This window comes from Candidatus Saccharimonadales bacterium, from assembly GCA_035317825.1.
Lineage (GTDB): Bacteria > Patescibacteriota > Saccharimonadia > Saccharimonadales > Saccharimonadaceae > DATHGB01.
This window is the reverse complement of record DATHGB010000005.1, coordinates 17,160-32,736: the sequence shown is the minus strand read 5'-3', so window position 1 is coordinate 32,736 and position 15,577 is coordinate 17,160. Positions and strand designations below refer to the sequence as shown.

At 47.0% G+C, this 15,577-nt stretch carries 17 protein-coding genes; 2 read left to right on the top strand and 15 right to left on the bottom strand.

Annotated features, from left to right (window positions below; genetic code table 11):
* Positions 1 to 167: 167 nt before the first annotated feature.
* Positions 168 to 395, top strand: coding sequence for a hypothetical protein (locus VK497_00455; protein ID HMI08855.1), 228 nt, complete (start codon positions 168 to 170; stop codon positions 393 to 395).
* Positions 396 to 458: 63 nt separating this feature from the next.
* Here the strand turns inward: VK497_00455 and rpsJ are convergent, their stop codons facing one another.
* The 11 genes from rpsJ to fusA form a co-directional block, all read right to left on the bottom strand.
* Positions 459 to 788: a 30S ribosomal protein S10 gene (rpsJ, locus tag VK497_00450; protein HMI08854.1), complete on the bottom strand. Its 330-nt coding sequence runs from the start codon at positions 786 to 788 to the stop codon at positions 459 to 461.
* Positions 789 to 1,446: 658 nt separating this feature from the next.
* Positions 1,447 to 2,295, bottom strand: coding sequence for a glycosyltransferase family A protein (locus VK497_00445; protein HMI08853.1), 849 nt, complete (start codon positions 2,293 to 2,295; stop codon positions 1,447 to 1,449).
* A 104-nt stretch (positions 2,296 to 2,399) separates the two neighbouring features.
* Entirely contained in the window at positions 2,400 to 3,584 is a 1,185-nt protein-coding gene (gene tuf / locus VK497_00440) for an elongation factor Tu (GenBank protein ID HMI08852.1), read from the bottom strand.
* 212 nt (positions 3,585 to 3,796) lie between these two features.
* Complete coding sequence (locus tag VK497_00435; protein HMI08851.1) at positions 3,797 to 4,102, bottom strand: hypothetical protein; 306 nt, start codon at positions 4,100 to 4,102, stop codon at positions 3,797 to 3,799.
* Between the two features lie 188 nt (positions 4,103 to 4,290).
* Positions 4,291 to 4,632, bottom strand: a complete 342-nt coding sequence (locus VK497_00430) for a hypothetical protein (protein ID HMI08850.1) — start codon at positions 4,630 to 4,632, stop codon at positions 4,291 to 4,293.
* 143 nt (positions 4,633 to 4,775) lie between these two features.
* The gene (locus tag VK497_00425) at positions 4,776 to 5,213 is read right to left on the bottom strand and encodes a hypothetical protein (GenBank protein ID HMI08849.1); all 438 of its coding nucleotides are present in this window, start codon (positions 5,211 to 5,213) and stop codon (positions 4,776 to 4,778) included.
* A 117-nt stretch (positions 5,214 to 5,330) separates the two neighbouring features.
* Complete coding sequence (locus tag VK497_00420) at positions 5,331 to 5,645, bottom strand: hypothetical protein (GenBank protein ID HMI08848.1); 315 nt, start codon at positions 5,643 to 5,645, stop codon at positions 5,331 to 5,333.
* 316 nt (positions 5,646 to 5,961) lie between these two features.
* Positions 5,962 to 6,273 (bottom strand): hypothetical protein, encoded by a 312-nt coding sequence (locus VK497_00415; GenBank protein HMI08847.1) that lies wholly within the window; start codon positions 6,271 to 6,273, stop codon positions 5,962 to 5,964.
* Positions 6,274 to 6,397: 124 nt separating this feature from the next.
* On the bottom strand, positions 6,398 to 7,684 hold the full coding sequence (locus tag VK497_00410) for a DUF2130 domain-containing protein (GenBank protein HMI08846.1): 1,287 nt from the start codon (positions 7,682 to 7,684) through the stop codon (positions 6,398 to 6,400).
* Between the two features lie 14 nt (positions 7,685 to 7,698).
* A complete protein-coding gene (locus tag VK497_00405; GenBank protein HMI08845.1) occupies positions 7,699 to 8,907 on the bottom strand; it encodes an endonuclease NucS domain-containing protein in 1,209 nt (402 codons plus the stop codon).
* A 200-nt stretch (positions 8,908 to 9,107) separates the two neighbouring features.
* Positions 9,108 to 11,204 carry an elongation factor G gene (gene fusA / locus VK497_00400; protein ID HMI08844.1) on the bottom strand — a complete coding sequence of 699 codons (2,097 nt, stop codon included), beginning with the start codon at positions 11,202 to 11,204 and terminating at the stop codon, positions 9,108 to 9,110.
* 784 nt (positions 11,205 to 11,988) lie between these two features.
* Here fusA and VK497_00395 point away from each other — a divergent pair.
* Positions 11,989 to 12,852 carry an aldo/keto reductase gene (locus tag VK497_00395; GenBank protein ID HMI08843.1) on the top strand — a complete coding sequence of 288 codons (864 nt, stop codon included), beginning with the start codon at positions 11,989 to 11,991 and terminating at the stop codon, positions 12,850 to 12,852.
* Between the two features lie 111 nt (positions 12,853 to 12,963).
* Here VK497_00395 and rpsG read toward each other — a convergent pair whose 3' ends face one another.
* From rpsG to VK497_00375, 4 genes are all read right to left on the bottom strand, one after another.
* The gene (rpsG, locus tag VK497_00390; GenBank protein HMI08842.1) at positions 12,964 to 13,443 is read right to left on the bottom strand and encodes a 30S ribosomal protein S7; all 480 of its coding nucleotides are present in this window, start codon (positions 13,441 to 13,443) and stop codon (positions 12,964 to 12,966) included.
* The gene (rpsL, locus tag VK497_00385; protein ID HMI08841.1) at positions 13,443 to 13,859 is read right to left on the bottom strand and encodes a 30S ribosomal protein S12; all 417 of its coding nucleotides are present in this window, start codon (positions 13,857 to 13,859) and stop codon (positions 13,443 to 13,445) included. Before rpsL ends, rpsG begins: the two co-directional genes overlap by 1 nt.
* A 192-nt stretch (positions 13,860 to 14,051) precedes the next feature.
* The gene (locus tag VK497_00380) at positions 14,052 to 14,984 is read right to left on the bottom strand and encodes a hypothetical protein (protein ID HMI08840.1); all 933 of its coding nucleotides are present in this window, start codon (positions 14,982 to 14,984) and stop codon (positions 14,052 to 14,054) included.
* Positions 14,985 to 15,091: 107 nt separating this feature from the next.
* The gene (locus tag VK497_00375; protein HMI08839.1) at positions 15,092 to 15,286 is read right to left on the bottom strand and encodes a hypothetical protein; all 195 of its coding nucleotides are present in this window, start codon (positions 15,284 to 15,286) and stop codon (positions 15,092 to 15,094) included.
* Positions 15,287 to 15,577: the final 291 nt, after the last annotated feature.

Below are 15,577 nucleotides of genomic sequence, written 5' to 3'. Positions count from 1 at the left end.
ACGCCGACTTATGGCAGCGCGGTTTCGTGCATAAGTACGCGGTCTTTTTTGTTTTGGCCGTGTCATTCTATAGAGTATATCAAAGTGAAAAGCATAAGTACAACTGTTCTATTGCACTTTCCGGCTAATTAAATCATACTTAAGAAAACGTTAATTTAAGGAATTTTATGATGGCTACAACAAAGAAAAAACCTATTGAGCACCGTTCATTCAGGAAATCACCTAATCCATCACCATTTTTTACCTTAAAATTTACTCACCAATCAGTCTACTGGCTTATCCTCTGTGGATTGATTCTCGCTCTTGGCATATGGGTACTTAGTTTAAATATGAAGCTACAGGCCGCATACGACCAAATCGATGAAAGTAATAATTCCTCGAACGTACATTACTAGGTTTCAAAACAATATTAAAAAACTCCGCGTTTACAGCGGAGTTTTTTAATAGTAACCAATAAATTACATACGGATTTCTGCGTCAACACCAGCTGGAAGGCTGAGGTTTTGCAGGCTATCGATAGTCTTCGGTGTCGCGTTTGTAATGTCGATTAGACGTTTGTGCACGCGCATTTCGAATGTTTCACCACCAGTCTTGTAAACGTGAGGTGACTTTACAACCGTAAAGCTAGAACGACGAGTCGGTAGTGGTACAGGGCCAGCAATGCTCGCGCCGGTACGGATAGCCGTATCGATAATTTGTTTTGCTGATTGGTCGATGACTTTATGGTCATACGCTTTTAGGCGAATACGAATTCGTAGGCCTGCTGGGGTTGTGGCTTTTTCTGCCATAACTATACTCCTTGGTGCTATATCGTAACCTCTGCTATGGTCCAGTGTTATTCTGCCACGGCCGAGTTCTCGATATGATTATTTGATATGTCGGTTATTATACCTTAGATAATGCATATTGTAAATTAGGGTGCTAGCCCGGTGCTCTCGTCCGATTTGGACAATATATATTATACAACTTTCTATTATATATCGCTATTCTATCTATTGACTTTCTGAAATTACACCGTATTATAAGTCTTACTACTAAGGCTCGTTAGTAGGGCGTCAATCGGGAGGAGCATTGTCCAACCACTACAACCACGAAGGTCAGTCGTCGGACGAACTAATCACGGAGGTAATGGGACGCATCAAAGAAAGAGCACGGCACATCGATGCAGTGTGGAAGCCAACCACTAGAAATGGGTCTATTGTCAAAGGGAATAAAATCAGAATCTGTAGTAGATTCGATCTTCCGGACAATGCTCAGTCTCTAATCGAGAACGATTGTCGAAACTCGGTAGAGTTGAAAAACTTCACCAAAGTCATCGTTCAAAGAAGATGGGTTACGATCCTCTTCCCGCCCCTAGGGCACAAGTCCTAACTACCCCGCCCACCAACTGTCGCAGACGAAAACCCCGTCTCCGGTTGGAGCGGGGTTCTGCATGAGCTTTTATATTTACTCTAGGGACGTGTAGGGTGTAATACCGTCGTATTCAGGATAAAGTTGTTTCCGATTTTCCCTGGTTGTATCACCTTTTACCCCAAAGCAATCTCTTAGGGTTTCGAAACGATCACCCCTAGTAAGAACGATCGATTTCAGGCCTAATGACTGAACGACTTCCCCGCCAGTTCGCTTAATCGCATCCATGATCGCCTGTTCTTCGGCGATAAATAACGTAGGGTCAAGGTTAGCATACATGTCAATAGCGTCTTCGTTGGCAAAGTTAATAGCCATGTTATGACCGCGGCCAATGGGTTCAGTGCCTCGTAGTGAAGATAATGTATCTTTAACTATGGCATTGGCTGTGCGAAGTGTATCTATGGCCATACTTGGACCATTCCATATGATGGCAGACCCACAGACAACTCGAGATAACTTTTCATTAGGAGTGAGCGCTGCATTCGCCATAGTTTCTGACCAATTTCTACCTACAAGAGTATCGGCATCAGTAAATAGTAATGGCTTATCATAAATCCTATCTTGATCGTCAAGCATCTGAACACCCTCTTGAAGAGCGGCAAGTTTAAAAGGCATGTCGCTATGGAGCACTGTTGCGCCCATCTTCATAGCCCTTCTGGCCGTTTCATCATCGCTACCATTTTCAATAACAATAGGACGAACGTCGATACCACTATAAGCTAGACTAATAAGAGTCGCAGGTAAATCTTCTTGCTCGTTTCGGGCGGCAATAAGTACTGGTACGCCTTCATTTGAAAACTGGTGACTGGTGTAGTTACTAAATTCTGATACAAGCTCCTCAGAGGGAGTAGTACGTAGGAAATTTGCACGGCTTACTGAAATCATTGGATTAATTATACTATCTTTTGGTACTCGTGTCAATAGTTATCTCTTCGATAACAAAAAGAGCTCCGTACGGAGCTCTTTTGAATAATCGTATTACTACGAGATTATTTAGTGATCTTGGTTACAACACCAGCACCAACGGTACGGCCACCTTCACGAATAGCGAAGTTTAGACCTTGTTCCATGGCGATTGGCTGTAGCAATGTTACCTTGAAAGTCAAAGTGTCACCAGGCATAACCATTTCTTTATCAGCAGGAAGTTCAACTTCACCAGTTACGTCCGTAGTACGGAAGTAGAACTGTGGTTTGTAACCCTTGCTGAATGGTGTGTGTCGGCCACCTTCTTCTTTTTTAAGGATGTATACTTCAGCTTCAAATTCAGTGTGTGGTGATACTGAACCTGGTTTTGCAAGCACCTGACCGCGTTCAACTTGTTCGCGTTCAATACCACGAAGCAAGATACCAGCGTTGTCGCCAGCTTGACCTTGGTTAAGGTTCTTTTTGAAAGCTTCGATACCAGTAACGACTGATTGCTGAGTAGCTTTCACGCCAACGATTTCAACTGGATCGTTGATCTTAACAATACCTTGTTCAATACGACCAGTAGCAACTGTTCCACGACCCTTGATTGAGAACACGTCCTCAATAGGCATTAGGAAAGGCTTGTCTAGATCACGAACTGGTTCTTCGACGTAGGTATCAAGTGCGTCAACTAGTTCCATGATAGCGTCTTCGCTTGCAGCGTCGCCTTCAAGAGCTTTAGTAGCAGAGCCCTTGATGATAGGAGCGTTGTCGCCGTCGTAGCCGTTCTTAGTTAGAAGTTCACGAACATCCATCTCAACTAGTTCAACTAGTTCAGGATCAGCAAGGTCCATCTTGTTTAGGAACACAACGATCTTTGGCACGTTCACCTGGTGAGCAAGAAGTACGTGCTCACGAGTTTGTGGAAGTGGACCATCGTTTGCGGCAACCACAAGGATAGCACCATCAATTTGTGCAGCACCTGTGATCATGTTCTTAACATAGTCGGCGTGACCTGGCATGTCGACGTGAGCGTAGTGACGCTTAGCTGATTCGTATTCCTGGTGAGATGAAGCGATGGTAATACCACGTGCTCGCTCTTCAGGTGCGTTGTCAATCTGTGCGTAGTCAACTTTTTTGTTGGTGTCACTTGGAAGACGTTTTGCAAGAACAGCTGTAATTGCAGCAGTTAGTGTAGTTTTTCCGTGGTCAACGTGACCCATTGTACCGACGTTGACGTGAGGCTTGGTTCGATCGAAATCTGCCATGTTAGGTTAATTCTCCTATTAATTATATTTCGTACGGCAGTCTAGAACAGACTCCACGACGTATGAGGTCAATTATACAGGGTTATTCCCTGTTCGTAAAGAGTATGTTTGAAGAAGTTCGCACGTTCTTAAAAAGATCAATCCCCGGACACAACAACATGTGTTCGGGGATTGACTATGGTACAGAGCGAAAGGACTTTTCAGTCCCTGCTTTACGAGATGATGGTTCGCAGCCGGCTCATCGCCGCAACGACAGGGTTGCTCCAGAGCTGCACACGAGCAAGCTCGTAGCTGGCCTTGACATACTCCGCGTACTGCAAGATCGGCTGAGCCGCTCCGAAACACCAGGTGACGGCGCGGTGCACCTGAGCCTGCACGGTGTCCTCGGGCTCGAGGACGTCCATGAGACGTACGTACAAAATGTCACTGAACTTCCCGTTGACCCACAACTCTTCAATCAGTTGAGCAGGATCATCGGCCTCGGTCGCCGGAACGACACTGTGGTCGTAATCGAGCATCTCTCCACCCCCATAGTCATGCAAGACGGGCCGTCTTGTGTTCATTACTATAAATTCTAATTGCTCATTTGTCAATGAAAGTGAATACACCGCCATTTCTGACGGTGTATTCGTGTAATTTGCGAAGTCAAGCCTCCACGCAGGGTAAGTGCGCGGAGGCTTCGACTACGAAGCTGTCGTGGTGCGAACTACCTGCGGAACTGACGCATCTTCCTAGAAAGGGAGCGCCCTGCCCAGCAGAGGCTGATCAACAGCATGTCGAGTGGGCTGGCCAGCAGGACGAGCCGCTCAAGCTTCCGAAACGGCCGGAAGTCCCTGGCGTACTCTTCGCGGGTCATGCCGTATTCCGGCGGGACGACCAGTGGCAAGCCGTACAGACCATTGGTCTTGTCCCAGATTCTTGCCGACAGCCGGACACGTCGATTGCTGAATGCCCGGATCATCGTCAGACGCGTTGCGGGATCGCTGACCGCTTCACGAAGAGACCTCTCCGTAAAGCCCTGAAGCATGATAGGCTTCGATGCGCGCACGATTCACCTCCATAGTCGAGTCAAGACACGGTGTCAAGACGGAAGTTATTATAGTCTAAAAACATAATTTTGTCAATCGATACAAGGGGTCAGACTCCCGGATATTACGAATACCCGGGAGCGGACCATTAGGGACGAAGCCGCTAGCCTTGCTGCTCCATTTCGGCCGATATCTCTTTAAGCTTTTCGAGCGCAAGAGTCGCAAGGCGGCGTTCCTCACGCAGAAGCTTCTCGCGCAATGTGATCCCCTCGCTAGGCTCGCAACCCTTCAGCCATAGGAGGTTCGTCGCCTTGTTTAGATAGATCTGTCGGAGATTGATCCATTTCAGCAAGTGTCTCGTCTGCCCTAAGAGCTTCTCTTGCCGTTTGAGCGTGCGTCGCTTTCTGATTGTCCGCATAATGCGAATTGTCAGACGCTTGCTACGTTTGCCCAGTATGTCGGACATCAGCAATGCCTGCTCGACCGTGCGTGGTGCTTCGTCGGGCATTTTAGCCGGGACAGGCACTACCACGATCTTTGACTTCACATCTTTGCCTACGGCATACCAAGCCGCCAGGTAGCCACGTATCAACGCGCTCACCCCCTAATGGTTGTCCAAGACACAGTCGTCTTGTACTTTCATTATATACCTCTAAAAAGAGTCGAGCCTCCGAACACATACATGCGCGGAGGCTTCGACCATTGGTGAATTGTGGAGTTAATAGTTTTCGTCAGGGTCGTACTTCTTGCGAAGTTCCTTGACATTACAGCCAGCCAGACGAAGATGTTCTTCAGTCTCTTGGATCTCAAAGTCAAGCTCGAAGCTTTTGGCCGTGATCCAAACAAAGAACGGGGAATACATCCCGGTACGCGATCCCTGCTCTTGAAGTTCGCGCTTAAACGTCAGTTCCAGCGCGAACTTCTCTTTGAGCATGTTCACGCGCAAGTTGTAATCCTTCTCGGGATTAAAACTACCCGCACCGAGGGTGGTTCGCCGATTGAAGCGATACCTACGGTTCTGTAACGTCTGCATCCTCTGGAAGAGAATCTCAATCTCTTCCAGGCGCTGTCGGTGCGCCCGGGCCTCATCCTTGGACGAGAAGGTGAGTTTAGGCAAGCCTAATCCCCTTCGTTTCCATCCATATTCTGATATTGCTAGAGTGACGCGAGCCCGAAAGGCTTTAAAACATCCGTACTCCATAATCCCCCAATAGCCGTTTATGAAACATCGTGTTCCACAGACTACTGTTATACATCATAATTGTGTTTATGTCAATCTAGCTATCCCTAGAAATGAATCGAGCCCCAGACACCGTAGTGTAAGGGGCTCGACCGCAGAAGGGCAGGTACTACTCGTCGGGCTGACGTAGAAGGATTCGGGCGCAAACCTCAGGGGTCTCCCTGTTGGCCGTACGCCCGATGAACTGTCTCAGCCGAAACTGGAACTCCAAACTCTTCACGTGGCTCGAGACCGCCCGGTGAAACTTATAGCTGGCGATCTGCTCTGCGAACAGGTTGCTCCACAGGTAGCCGAAGAGCTTGGCGGCTGGTCGCGAGACCTTGCCGTACCGGCTCTGACTCCAGTCGTATATCTTAAGGTAGAAGGGCGAGGGGTGGTTGCGAACCCGAAAGGTCATCCACCACCTGTGCTTAATCTCCATGGGAAGTCTCCTAGCGCGTCGTACGTAGTGCTCGAGCATCTGCTTATCTCCGTTGGTCGAGTCGCGATTTGCAGTTTGACTATAAATCTTGACTATAATATTATACTCTTAAAATTACTAAATGTCAATCTATCAATCGGGGTTGCTCGTACTCTTCTTCGTCAATTTCAAGCGATTTAATCGCCGGCAGTGCCCTACTGGTAATCCCTTGTAGATCGCCATACATACCGATCGTATTATCTATAACCGCACGGATCGCCTTTTCCTGATGCGCCCAACGTAGCGATGCTGCGCGCTTTTCTTTTTCAATTTCAGATTGCAACGTCCCGTAGTTTTCAACGATAGCCTCTACTCGGTGACGGAATTCAGGACCAACCAGGAACTGGTAGAGGGCTTCCATCTTGGCATCTTTGCCTTCGTTATTACGGTTGGCCGCGTCTACTTGCAGTATTGTGCCGCGTAGTGCAGCCGCGAGGACTGGCGCTAGTTTGGGCTTTACTACCCATACGTTAGCTTCTAGATGCTTCATATCGCCGTATTCGCTAGGAATTTCCTGCGATACGATCACGCCAATATTCGCATTTGCCTCGCGAATGTCTTGTTTGAACTTTGGAATCCACGCTGGCTGCCATTTGCCGTTCTTCGTTTCCCAAAGTAGTATGCCGCAGGCGGCAAAGGCTTGGTTTTTGACCGTCTGGACTATATCCGCACCACGCTGGCCTTTTTTAACTTCGCTGATGTCATCAAACGGAAATTCCTCGCGCAGGCGGTTTTCCAGGTCAAGTTCTAATACCTCGCCTTGGTTCTGCTGAGATCCCTGGGCTGCTTTACGCTGCGCCTCGTCGAGCGACTTTTGCATGTCAGCAATCTTCTTCTCTTGCTCCATGGTCTTTAGCCGGTATTTCTCGTCGGCGTTCTTTAGCACTTCTTCGCGGATTTTATCTTCATCTTGAGCTAGCTTCTTCGCAGCATCCAGTTCGGCATTTGCTCGTCCTTGCTTTTCCTCACGGAGTAGTTTCATCATGCCGCTTAATTCTTCGCGGAGCTTTTTACTATCTTCTTTGGCGCTTTCGGCATCTTCACGGAGGGATTTAACCAGACCATCCTGTTCGGACGCGGCTTTTTTGGCGAGACTAGCCGCTTCTTGCTCTAGCTTTCGTTTGGCTAGTTCCAATTCATCTGCTGCTTGCTGCTTCAATAATTCCTTTTCGCCTTCGATCTGCTTAGCTGTGCGTAAAAGTGCGGCGTCACGTTCGCGTTTCGCTGTTTCTTCAACCTCTTGGCGAACCTTCGCTAGTTCGGCCTCGTGCTTTTTATGCTCGGCAGCAATAACCTGAGCTTCAATCTGCCCCTCGAGGACTTTATCTACTTCGACTGCTTTGCCACAGTGAGGGCATGTGATGGTATTCATGATAATCTCCTTTACTATTCCCTAGGGGACTCTAGAGACATCTGCATACGGTACTCTTTCAACGAAATCATATTCTCGACAGGTCGGATTGCAGCACGGAGTGTCTTATCCGCTTTTCCGACAATAATAAGCCCTCTTACTTTTTGACCCTCAGCCGCTAACTTGTCTTGCACCCATCCCATATAATTTAGAACCTGGCCAACCACTTTATATCCAGATTCAGCCCTTTTGAGTTCAATTACTACGAAGTCATTATTCTCATCCCGCGCTAAGATGTCCATGATGCCTACGTCCGTTGTATACTGCTGACCGGTCGTTCCATCCTCTTCAAGGTACATTTCCAGCTTTTCACCAAAATTAATGTTGCGCCAATTCTTTATGACGTATTCTTCCAGGTGAAGCTCATACGCCATAAATCCGGTATTGAGATCGTCTACTTGTGCTATCTCGGTGACATCCGACCCTACTTCGTCCATAGCCTGATCATCAGTTTCAACCTGTTTAGCACGGGTGTTCGCGTAGGCACGGGCAGTTACGAAAATCACATCTTGCGTCATCCAGCGGTACGCATCATCTTTAAAAAGTAAGCCTTCGGTTAGTTTATCTTTAATTTCTTTAATTTCACTACGTGTTTTCAGAAACTCTCGCAAAGGTTCAATGTAACTGTTATAGATTTTGTACTGTTCGCCTGCAGGAGTATGATTTGGCATTGAAAACCCAGGATCGATAAACCTACAAAAAACTCGCCACTCTGCCGGTTTTAACGCATTGTATTGATTGGGATCATAACAACTAAGTAATAGGCTTAGAAAACGTAAACCAATATATGTGTTCGCGGGTTTTTCATTTATCTCTGCGGCTCGTCGTTTCTCTAGTTCCAAAAATGCTTCTTGCGCTTCAGTAATCCGCTTACCTATATCTTGCGCCTCGTCAAAGAGGTTCTGTAAAACCCGACGAGTGTCTTCGGGAAATACCTGTGCATATAGAAGAAGCATCTTCCGGGGAAAGTACATCGCGCCTGCAACTAGATTATTATTAAGAACAGCCTCCTCAAGATTACCTGCCAGGTCTGGCGTCTGAAGATCAAAATGCGCTTGAAAATGCTGCACAGCCTCAAACTTGTATCTTTCGTCTTCGCGCACATGAATGTTGATTGTTCGATCGCGAATATGTTTTAAGAAAATCTGCAGCCACTCATGTTGTCGTTCTTGGAATATTTCCATATGATCTCCCTAATTATTCATCTGTTTGCTTTACAGTGTATCGTGTTGCATCAATGTATTAAAGAGTTCAAGATGGGCTTACTTATATATAAATTTAATTGGGGTGATGTTTCCCACTATAAGTCTAGCCGTAGCTCCTAGTTTTACTATTAAAAATACACCGCCATCGCTGACGGTGTATTTCTTGTTTCGATCAACGACTATTTGCTAGATCGCTTCTCGATGATTTCCTGCGCTACGTTTGGTGGTACTTCTTCGTAGTTAGCAAGTTCCATCGTAGATGCCGCACGGCCTTGGCTCATTGAGCGTAGATCACCGGTGTAGCCAAACATGCTAGCAAGTGGCACATAGGCACGGATGAGCTTGGCACCGCCGAGTAGGTCTTCCATGGCATCAATACGGCCACGACGAGCGTTAAGGTCTCCGATAACGTCACCCATGAATTCTTCAGGAGTAGTTGCTTCAACTTTCATGACAGGTTCAAGCAGAATCGGTTTCGCTTGTTTGATACCTTCACGCGTTGCAAGTGCACCTGCTAGTTTAAAGGCAAGTTCGCTTGAGTCCACGTCGTGGTAGCTACCGTCGTAAAGCGTCGCTTTGACGTCTACTACAGGGTAACCAGCGATAACTCCGCCAAGAAGTGTTTCACGGATACCTTGTTCGACAGGTTTTCGGTATTCTTGTGGCACGACACCACCTTTAATGACATCGACGAATTCGAAGCCTTTACCAGGTTCGTTTGGTTCAAATTCAACCCAAACGTCACCATACTGACCACGTCCACCAGATTGCTTGGCATGCTTACCTTGGACTTTTGATGTGCCCTTGATAGATTCACGGAACGCAACCTGTGGTTCACCGATGTTTGCTTCGACGTTAAATTCGCGGCGCATACGGTCGATAAGGATATCCAGGTGAAGCTCACCCATTCCTGACATAATTGTCTGGCCTGTTTCGTCGTCGGTATGAACACGGAAAGTTGGGTCTTCTTCGGCTAAACGCTGAAGTGCAACACCCATTTTTTCCTGGTCAGCCTTAGTTTTAGGCTCTACCGCAATTGATACAGGCGGTTCTGGGAATGTAATGCTTTCAAGGGTAATCGGGTGAGCTGGGTCGGAAATAGTTGCACCTGTAAAGGTGTCTTTCAGGCCAACGACAGCGGCGATGTCACCAGCACCGATAGAATCGATCTCTTCACGCTTGTCGGCGTGCATACGAACGATACGGCCGATACGTTCTTTGTTGCCTGTAGTCGTGTTTAGGACGTATGAACCGGCCTTGATAACACCACTGTAGACACGAACGAAGATCAACTTACCAACGAATGGGTCAGTTGCAATCTTGAATGCTAGACCAGCCATAGGCTCTGATTCTGATGGTTTGCGTTCGATTTTGTCGCCAGTTTTAGGGTTTTCGCCCCAAATACCGTCAACGTCAAGTGGAGATGGTAGGTAGTCAGCAACGAGGTCGAGCACCTTTTCAACGATTACACCACGGCCGTCACCACCAGTAACTAGGTAAAAGTCACCAGCAAGCACGCGCTTACGCAGGGCTGCTTTTAGTTCATCGATAGTAATCGATTCTTCACCCTTTTCAAGGAAGCGTTCGAATAGTTCGTCGTCAGCTTCGACAGCTGCTTCAACTAGTAGGCTACGGGCGTTCTTTGCTTTTTCAAGCATGTCAGCAGGAATCTCACCTGGAACAAGCGCCTTGTCCGTGTAGTCCTCGTAGGTATACGATTTCATGTCAACTAGGTCAACAAGACCGTTGATTTCTTTTTCAAATCCGATAGGAAGGTGAATAGGAAGAGCATGTTTTGAAAGACGGTTGTGAATAGTATCGAGTGATTTGTAGAAATCACCACCAATTTGGTTGATCTTGTTAATGAAACAGATACGTGGCACACCGTATTTGTTTGCCTGACGCCACACGGTTTCGGTCTGGGCTTCTACGCCCATCTTACCGTCGAATACGGTTACGGCACCGTCAAGAACACGAAGTGAACGTTCTACTTCGGCAGTGAAGTCGATGTGTCCTGGGGTGTCGATGATGTTGATCTTGTGACCCTTCCAGAATGCGGTTACGGCAGCAGAAGTAATGGTGATTCCACGTTCTTTTTCCTGTGCCATCCAGTCTGTTGTAGCACTATCACCGTCAGCACCACGAACCTCACCAATTTTGTGGTTGATTCCAGTACGGTAAAGAATACCCTCAGTTGTGGTTGTTTTACCCGCGTCGATGTGGGCGATAATACCGATATTACGAAAGTCCTTTAGCGGGACATTTTTTTGTGCCATAGCGTGTCTTGCTCTTCCTTTGCTTATTATTTTCGTTATTTTTGGCCAAATTTAAGGCATAAAAAATAACTCTTTACTTGTCATTATAGCAGATTACGGTGTAAAAGTCACGTGTTACTGGTCGGAACTTTACCCAGTAACCTTATGTATAAGCGAAAGGGCATGCCAGTGCTAGTCGTCCACTTCCCGCTCATTTGGAAATTCTTTGTCCGCTTTCGTCCTTTTGGACTCATCAGTACAAATACACATTTGTAAAGCAGTAAGATATAGCAGGCGAAAGTAAAATACTTTCAACCACAAATCTATACCTTTCGGGACCTGCAACGCGATGAAAATCTCGCTGCATTAAGCTACTCCCGCGTGTAGCGATACATCCAGGACGGCGCTGTCAGAGCTAGGACCTAGATTTCTTCTTGTCATCCCACCAGGCGCAGATGGTCGTACCTAAGCCGATGCCGATCCCGACGTACGCGCCATGCAATACATGAGTCTTGTTGAATTCCCACGACGATACCGCGATAGCAAACACGAAAACAACGAAAGAGACAGCTGTAGACGCAACCGCAATGGCGATGTACCGCCGCTTGCCAGTCGACCCGTTCTCGTTTGACTCGGTAGTGTTCATGTACTTCTCCAATTCAGAATGATCGCACTGTTCTTGGACGTATCTGTATCATAATATAATAAAATATAACTTTAGTCAATTCTCTCCCCTCAACTTGACATCGTGTTTTCTGTATTCGGAGTTTGATTTAACGTATAATAGAGATATTAAGGAGGGCTAATGTCTCAACCAACAATTACGTTAAATAATGGTGTGGTTATGCCACAAATCGGCCTAGGGGTCTGGAATGCTAAAGACGGCGAAGAAGTGGCAAGTGCTGTTGATGCTGCAATTAAAGCTGGGTATCGCCTAATTGATACAGCAGCCGTGTACGGTAACGAACAGGGTGTCGGTGAAGGAATTCGCCGCAGCGGCATCAAACGCGAGGAGTTATTTGTCACGACAAAAGTATGGAACAGCGACCAAGGGTTTGACTCTACCCTAAAAGCCTTCGACGTTAGTCTAAAGAAGCTAGGGCTAGATTACGTGGATCTTTATCTGATTCACTGGCCTGCGCCAGAACTAGATAAATATCTAGATACCTGGAAAGCAATGGAGCAGCTACATGAAAGCGGCCGAGTAAAAGCAATTGGTGTTTGTAACTTCGCGATCGAACACCTGGAACGACTCATGAAAGAGTCCGTGATATTGCCTACGGTTAACCAGGTAGAGCTTCACCCTTATTTCCAACAGGTTGCCATGCGTGAGTTCTGCAAAGGTAATGATATAAAGGTCGAGTCGTGGAGTCCGATTGGCGGTCCTGGTGGCGGCGGATCACGCAAAAACGATGTCACGCCCGTCCTAGATAATCCCGTGATTAAGGAGATAGGCTCTAAGTACAATAAGTCTGCCGCCCAGGTTGTTATTCGTTGGCACTTACAAAACGACTTGATTGTCATTCCAAAGTCCGTTCACGAAGAACGCATCAAAGAAAATTTCGACGTTTTCAATTTTGAGCTCAGTACTGAAGATATAGAACAAATCAATGCGCTAGACACGGGTATTCGAGGTGGCGCTGACCCTATGACAATGAACTCGCACTGAAATACCGGATTGATGCAGTGGCTGCATCGAAGCGGATTTGTCCAGTGGAATTCGCGCCGTTAAACAAAAACACCTCGCCATTTCGGCGAGGTGTTTTTTTGAAACTGTAGATTAGCTTCGGGCGAAGTGTGCGAATGCACGGTTTGCTTCGGCCATTTTGTGGGTGTCTTCTTTCTTTTTGAAAGCAGCACCGGCACCGTTGTAGGCGTCGACGACTTCAAGCGCTAGGCGCTGAGAGTATGGCATACCTTTACGGTTACGAGCAGACTGAACCAACCAGCTGTACGCGTAGTGCAGTTGGCGGTGACCCTGAACTGGGAATGGAATTTGGTAGTTAGCACCACCAACACGACGAGATTTAACTTCGAAGTTTGGAGCGACGTTACGAAGCGCTTTTTCGAATACCTCTAGTGGGTCTTCGCTTTCAAGCTTTTTCGCAGCTGTTTCAAGTGCAGCGTAAACCGCACGTTCAGCAACTAGTTTTTTACCATCAATCATAGACTTGTTGATCAGGCGCTGTACAAGTACAGACTGATATTTGCGGTCAGGCTTTAGCTCGCGCTGAAGCTTTCTAGTGACTTTACGAGGCATTACTTTTTATCCTCCTTTTTAGCACCGTACTTTGAACGGCCTTGTTGACGTTTTGCAACGCCTTGAAGGTCAAGGGCGCCACGTACGATATGGTAACGAACACCTGGAAGGTCTGGCACACGACCACCACGAACTAGCACAACGGCGTGTTCCTGTAGGTTGTGACCTTCGCCACCAATGTATGCCCAAACCTCTTGGCCGTTTGTTAGGCGCACACGTGCAACCTTACGAAGAGCCGAGTTAGGCTTTTTAGGTGTCTTAGTTGTTACTTTGATACAAACACCACGCTTTAGCGGGCTATTCTGATCATAGTAACGCGTTTTTAGCGCGTTGTGGATGCGGCCAAGCGCAGGTGACTTACTTTTTTTACCAGCAGTCTTGCGTGGCTTTCGCACCAATTGGTTAATCGTTGGCATGAAAACTCCTGTTATTTCATTACAAATGGGACAAGGGGTGTCCCTATATTACGATCTGGACTCAGCATGTCCTCGTCGTGTCATTCCTTTAACTTCCGATGGGTGTGTACACATTCAAATCACCACTACGGTTTAAAAGAGGAAACTCATCTGTGATTATAGCAAAAAGATTGTGAACTGTCGAGGGTTACGCTATAACAAATCGAAATCGAACACAACAGCTCTATGATCAGACAAGCCTTTTCCGACAGTTTTTGCTCCTTTTTTGCGAAGGCCGTAGTAGTGTATGCGATCTAGATCGAGTATAGATGCCCGGCTATGGAAGGTTGAGCCTGCTCCAGCTTCTAGATACCTGAACGATCGCATTTTTGGTATCACAAGACGTTTGTCTAATGTAAGCGCTACTTTGTCCCAGTAACTCGGATCTGTGGAACGCTCGGCTTTCTTGGCCCAAAGTTCTACAAGTTTACTGCCCAGCTTCGGGAGTCCTGGTTTGTAGCGGGCGTGTTCATCCAGACCGTTAAGATCACCGGCAACTATCTGGTAGCCAGAAGGTCTAGGTATAATACCCTCGCCGTTTAGTGCTGTATTAAGACCACTGATGTGCCTCATCTGGGCATGGGGGTCAGTTTCGGGAGGATAGACGGCTGCCAATTTTAGTAATTTTACAGCATTCGACCCTAGTGCCGATTTGAACTCTAACGTCGTGATTAAGGCATTTCGTGCTTTTTCCTTACCTTCGCCTAGTCGCACGATTTGCGAAAGAGGCTTACCATTCTCCATTGCGACTTGGTGATCAGTTCCAATAGTGACATTTATCTGACTCTTCCATTCGTTATTAGCGTATTCATCATCGTCAATAAGCGTCGTAAAGGCTGCTCGTAACCCTAAATGGCTAGCTAGGGATTTGTTTTCACCCGTATCGGGGTCGTTTTCACCGAATCTATTACTCCATATAGTGTCAATCAGTACAAATGTTGTACTACCCGGATCATTTTCATCATTTTCGTCTTTTCTCTGACTTGCGATAAAGTCGAGGATCTTCCCCTCATTAGAAGGAATGTCGCCTTTTTTAGGCTTGTGGGTACTGTAACCGGCATTCAAGAGGACTAATCGTTCAGACATAATACCTATTATAACAAAATAAGTTCCAGAAAAGGAAAGAGCCCGGAGGAGCGGCTTTAACAGGGTGTTAATCCTGAGGGCGCTCTCCCCGGGCGTAATTGCCCGTTCTAGTCGATCGTCTCACCAGTGGCTAGTACCTCATGATTCGTGACCCTCAGGCCAGCGAATCGCCGGCGCATACCAGCTTCGTATGTTGCGGCCTCCACCGAAGGCTTCGTCACATCACAGATGGGATGCTTACCGAACCAGACTCGTACTCGACGACGATCTGGCGTTGTGGACACATCATCCCGCTTGGACATTAAATAACCCCTCCTCGATCAGAACTTTGGACAATCAGCGTGAAAAAAACTCCCAAGTGGGAGCATCTCTCGCTTACATACCAAGATACGCTTGCAAAAGTAAAGTGTCAAGTAATTTTCAAACAAAATGCCCCGCTTAATACAAGCGGGGCATTTTTTGAACCGATCGTTCTAGCTAGACAGCTAGTTCGATGTCTTCGGCGATTTCGTTTGCCAAGAGCTCTTCGGGTTCGTTCATTTCGGCGCCAGTTCCCACAGGGATCTTGCGTCCGATAATAACGTTTTCCTTCA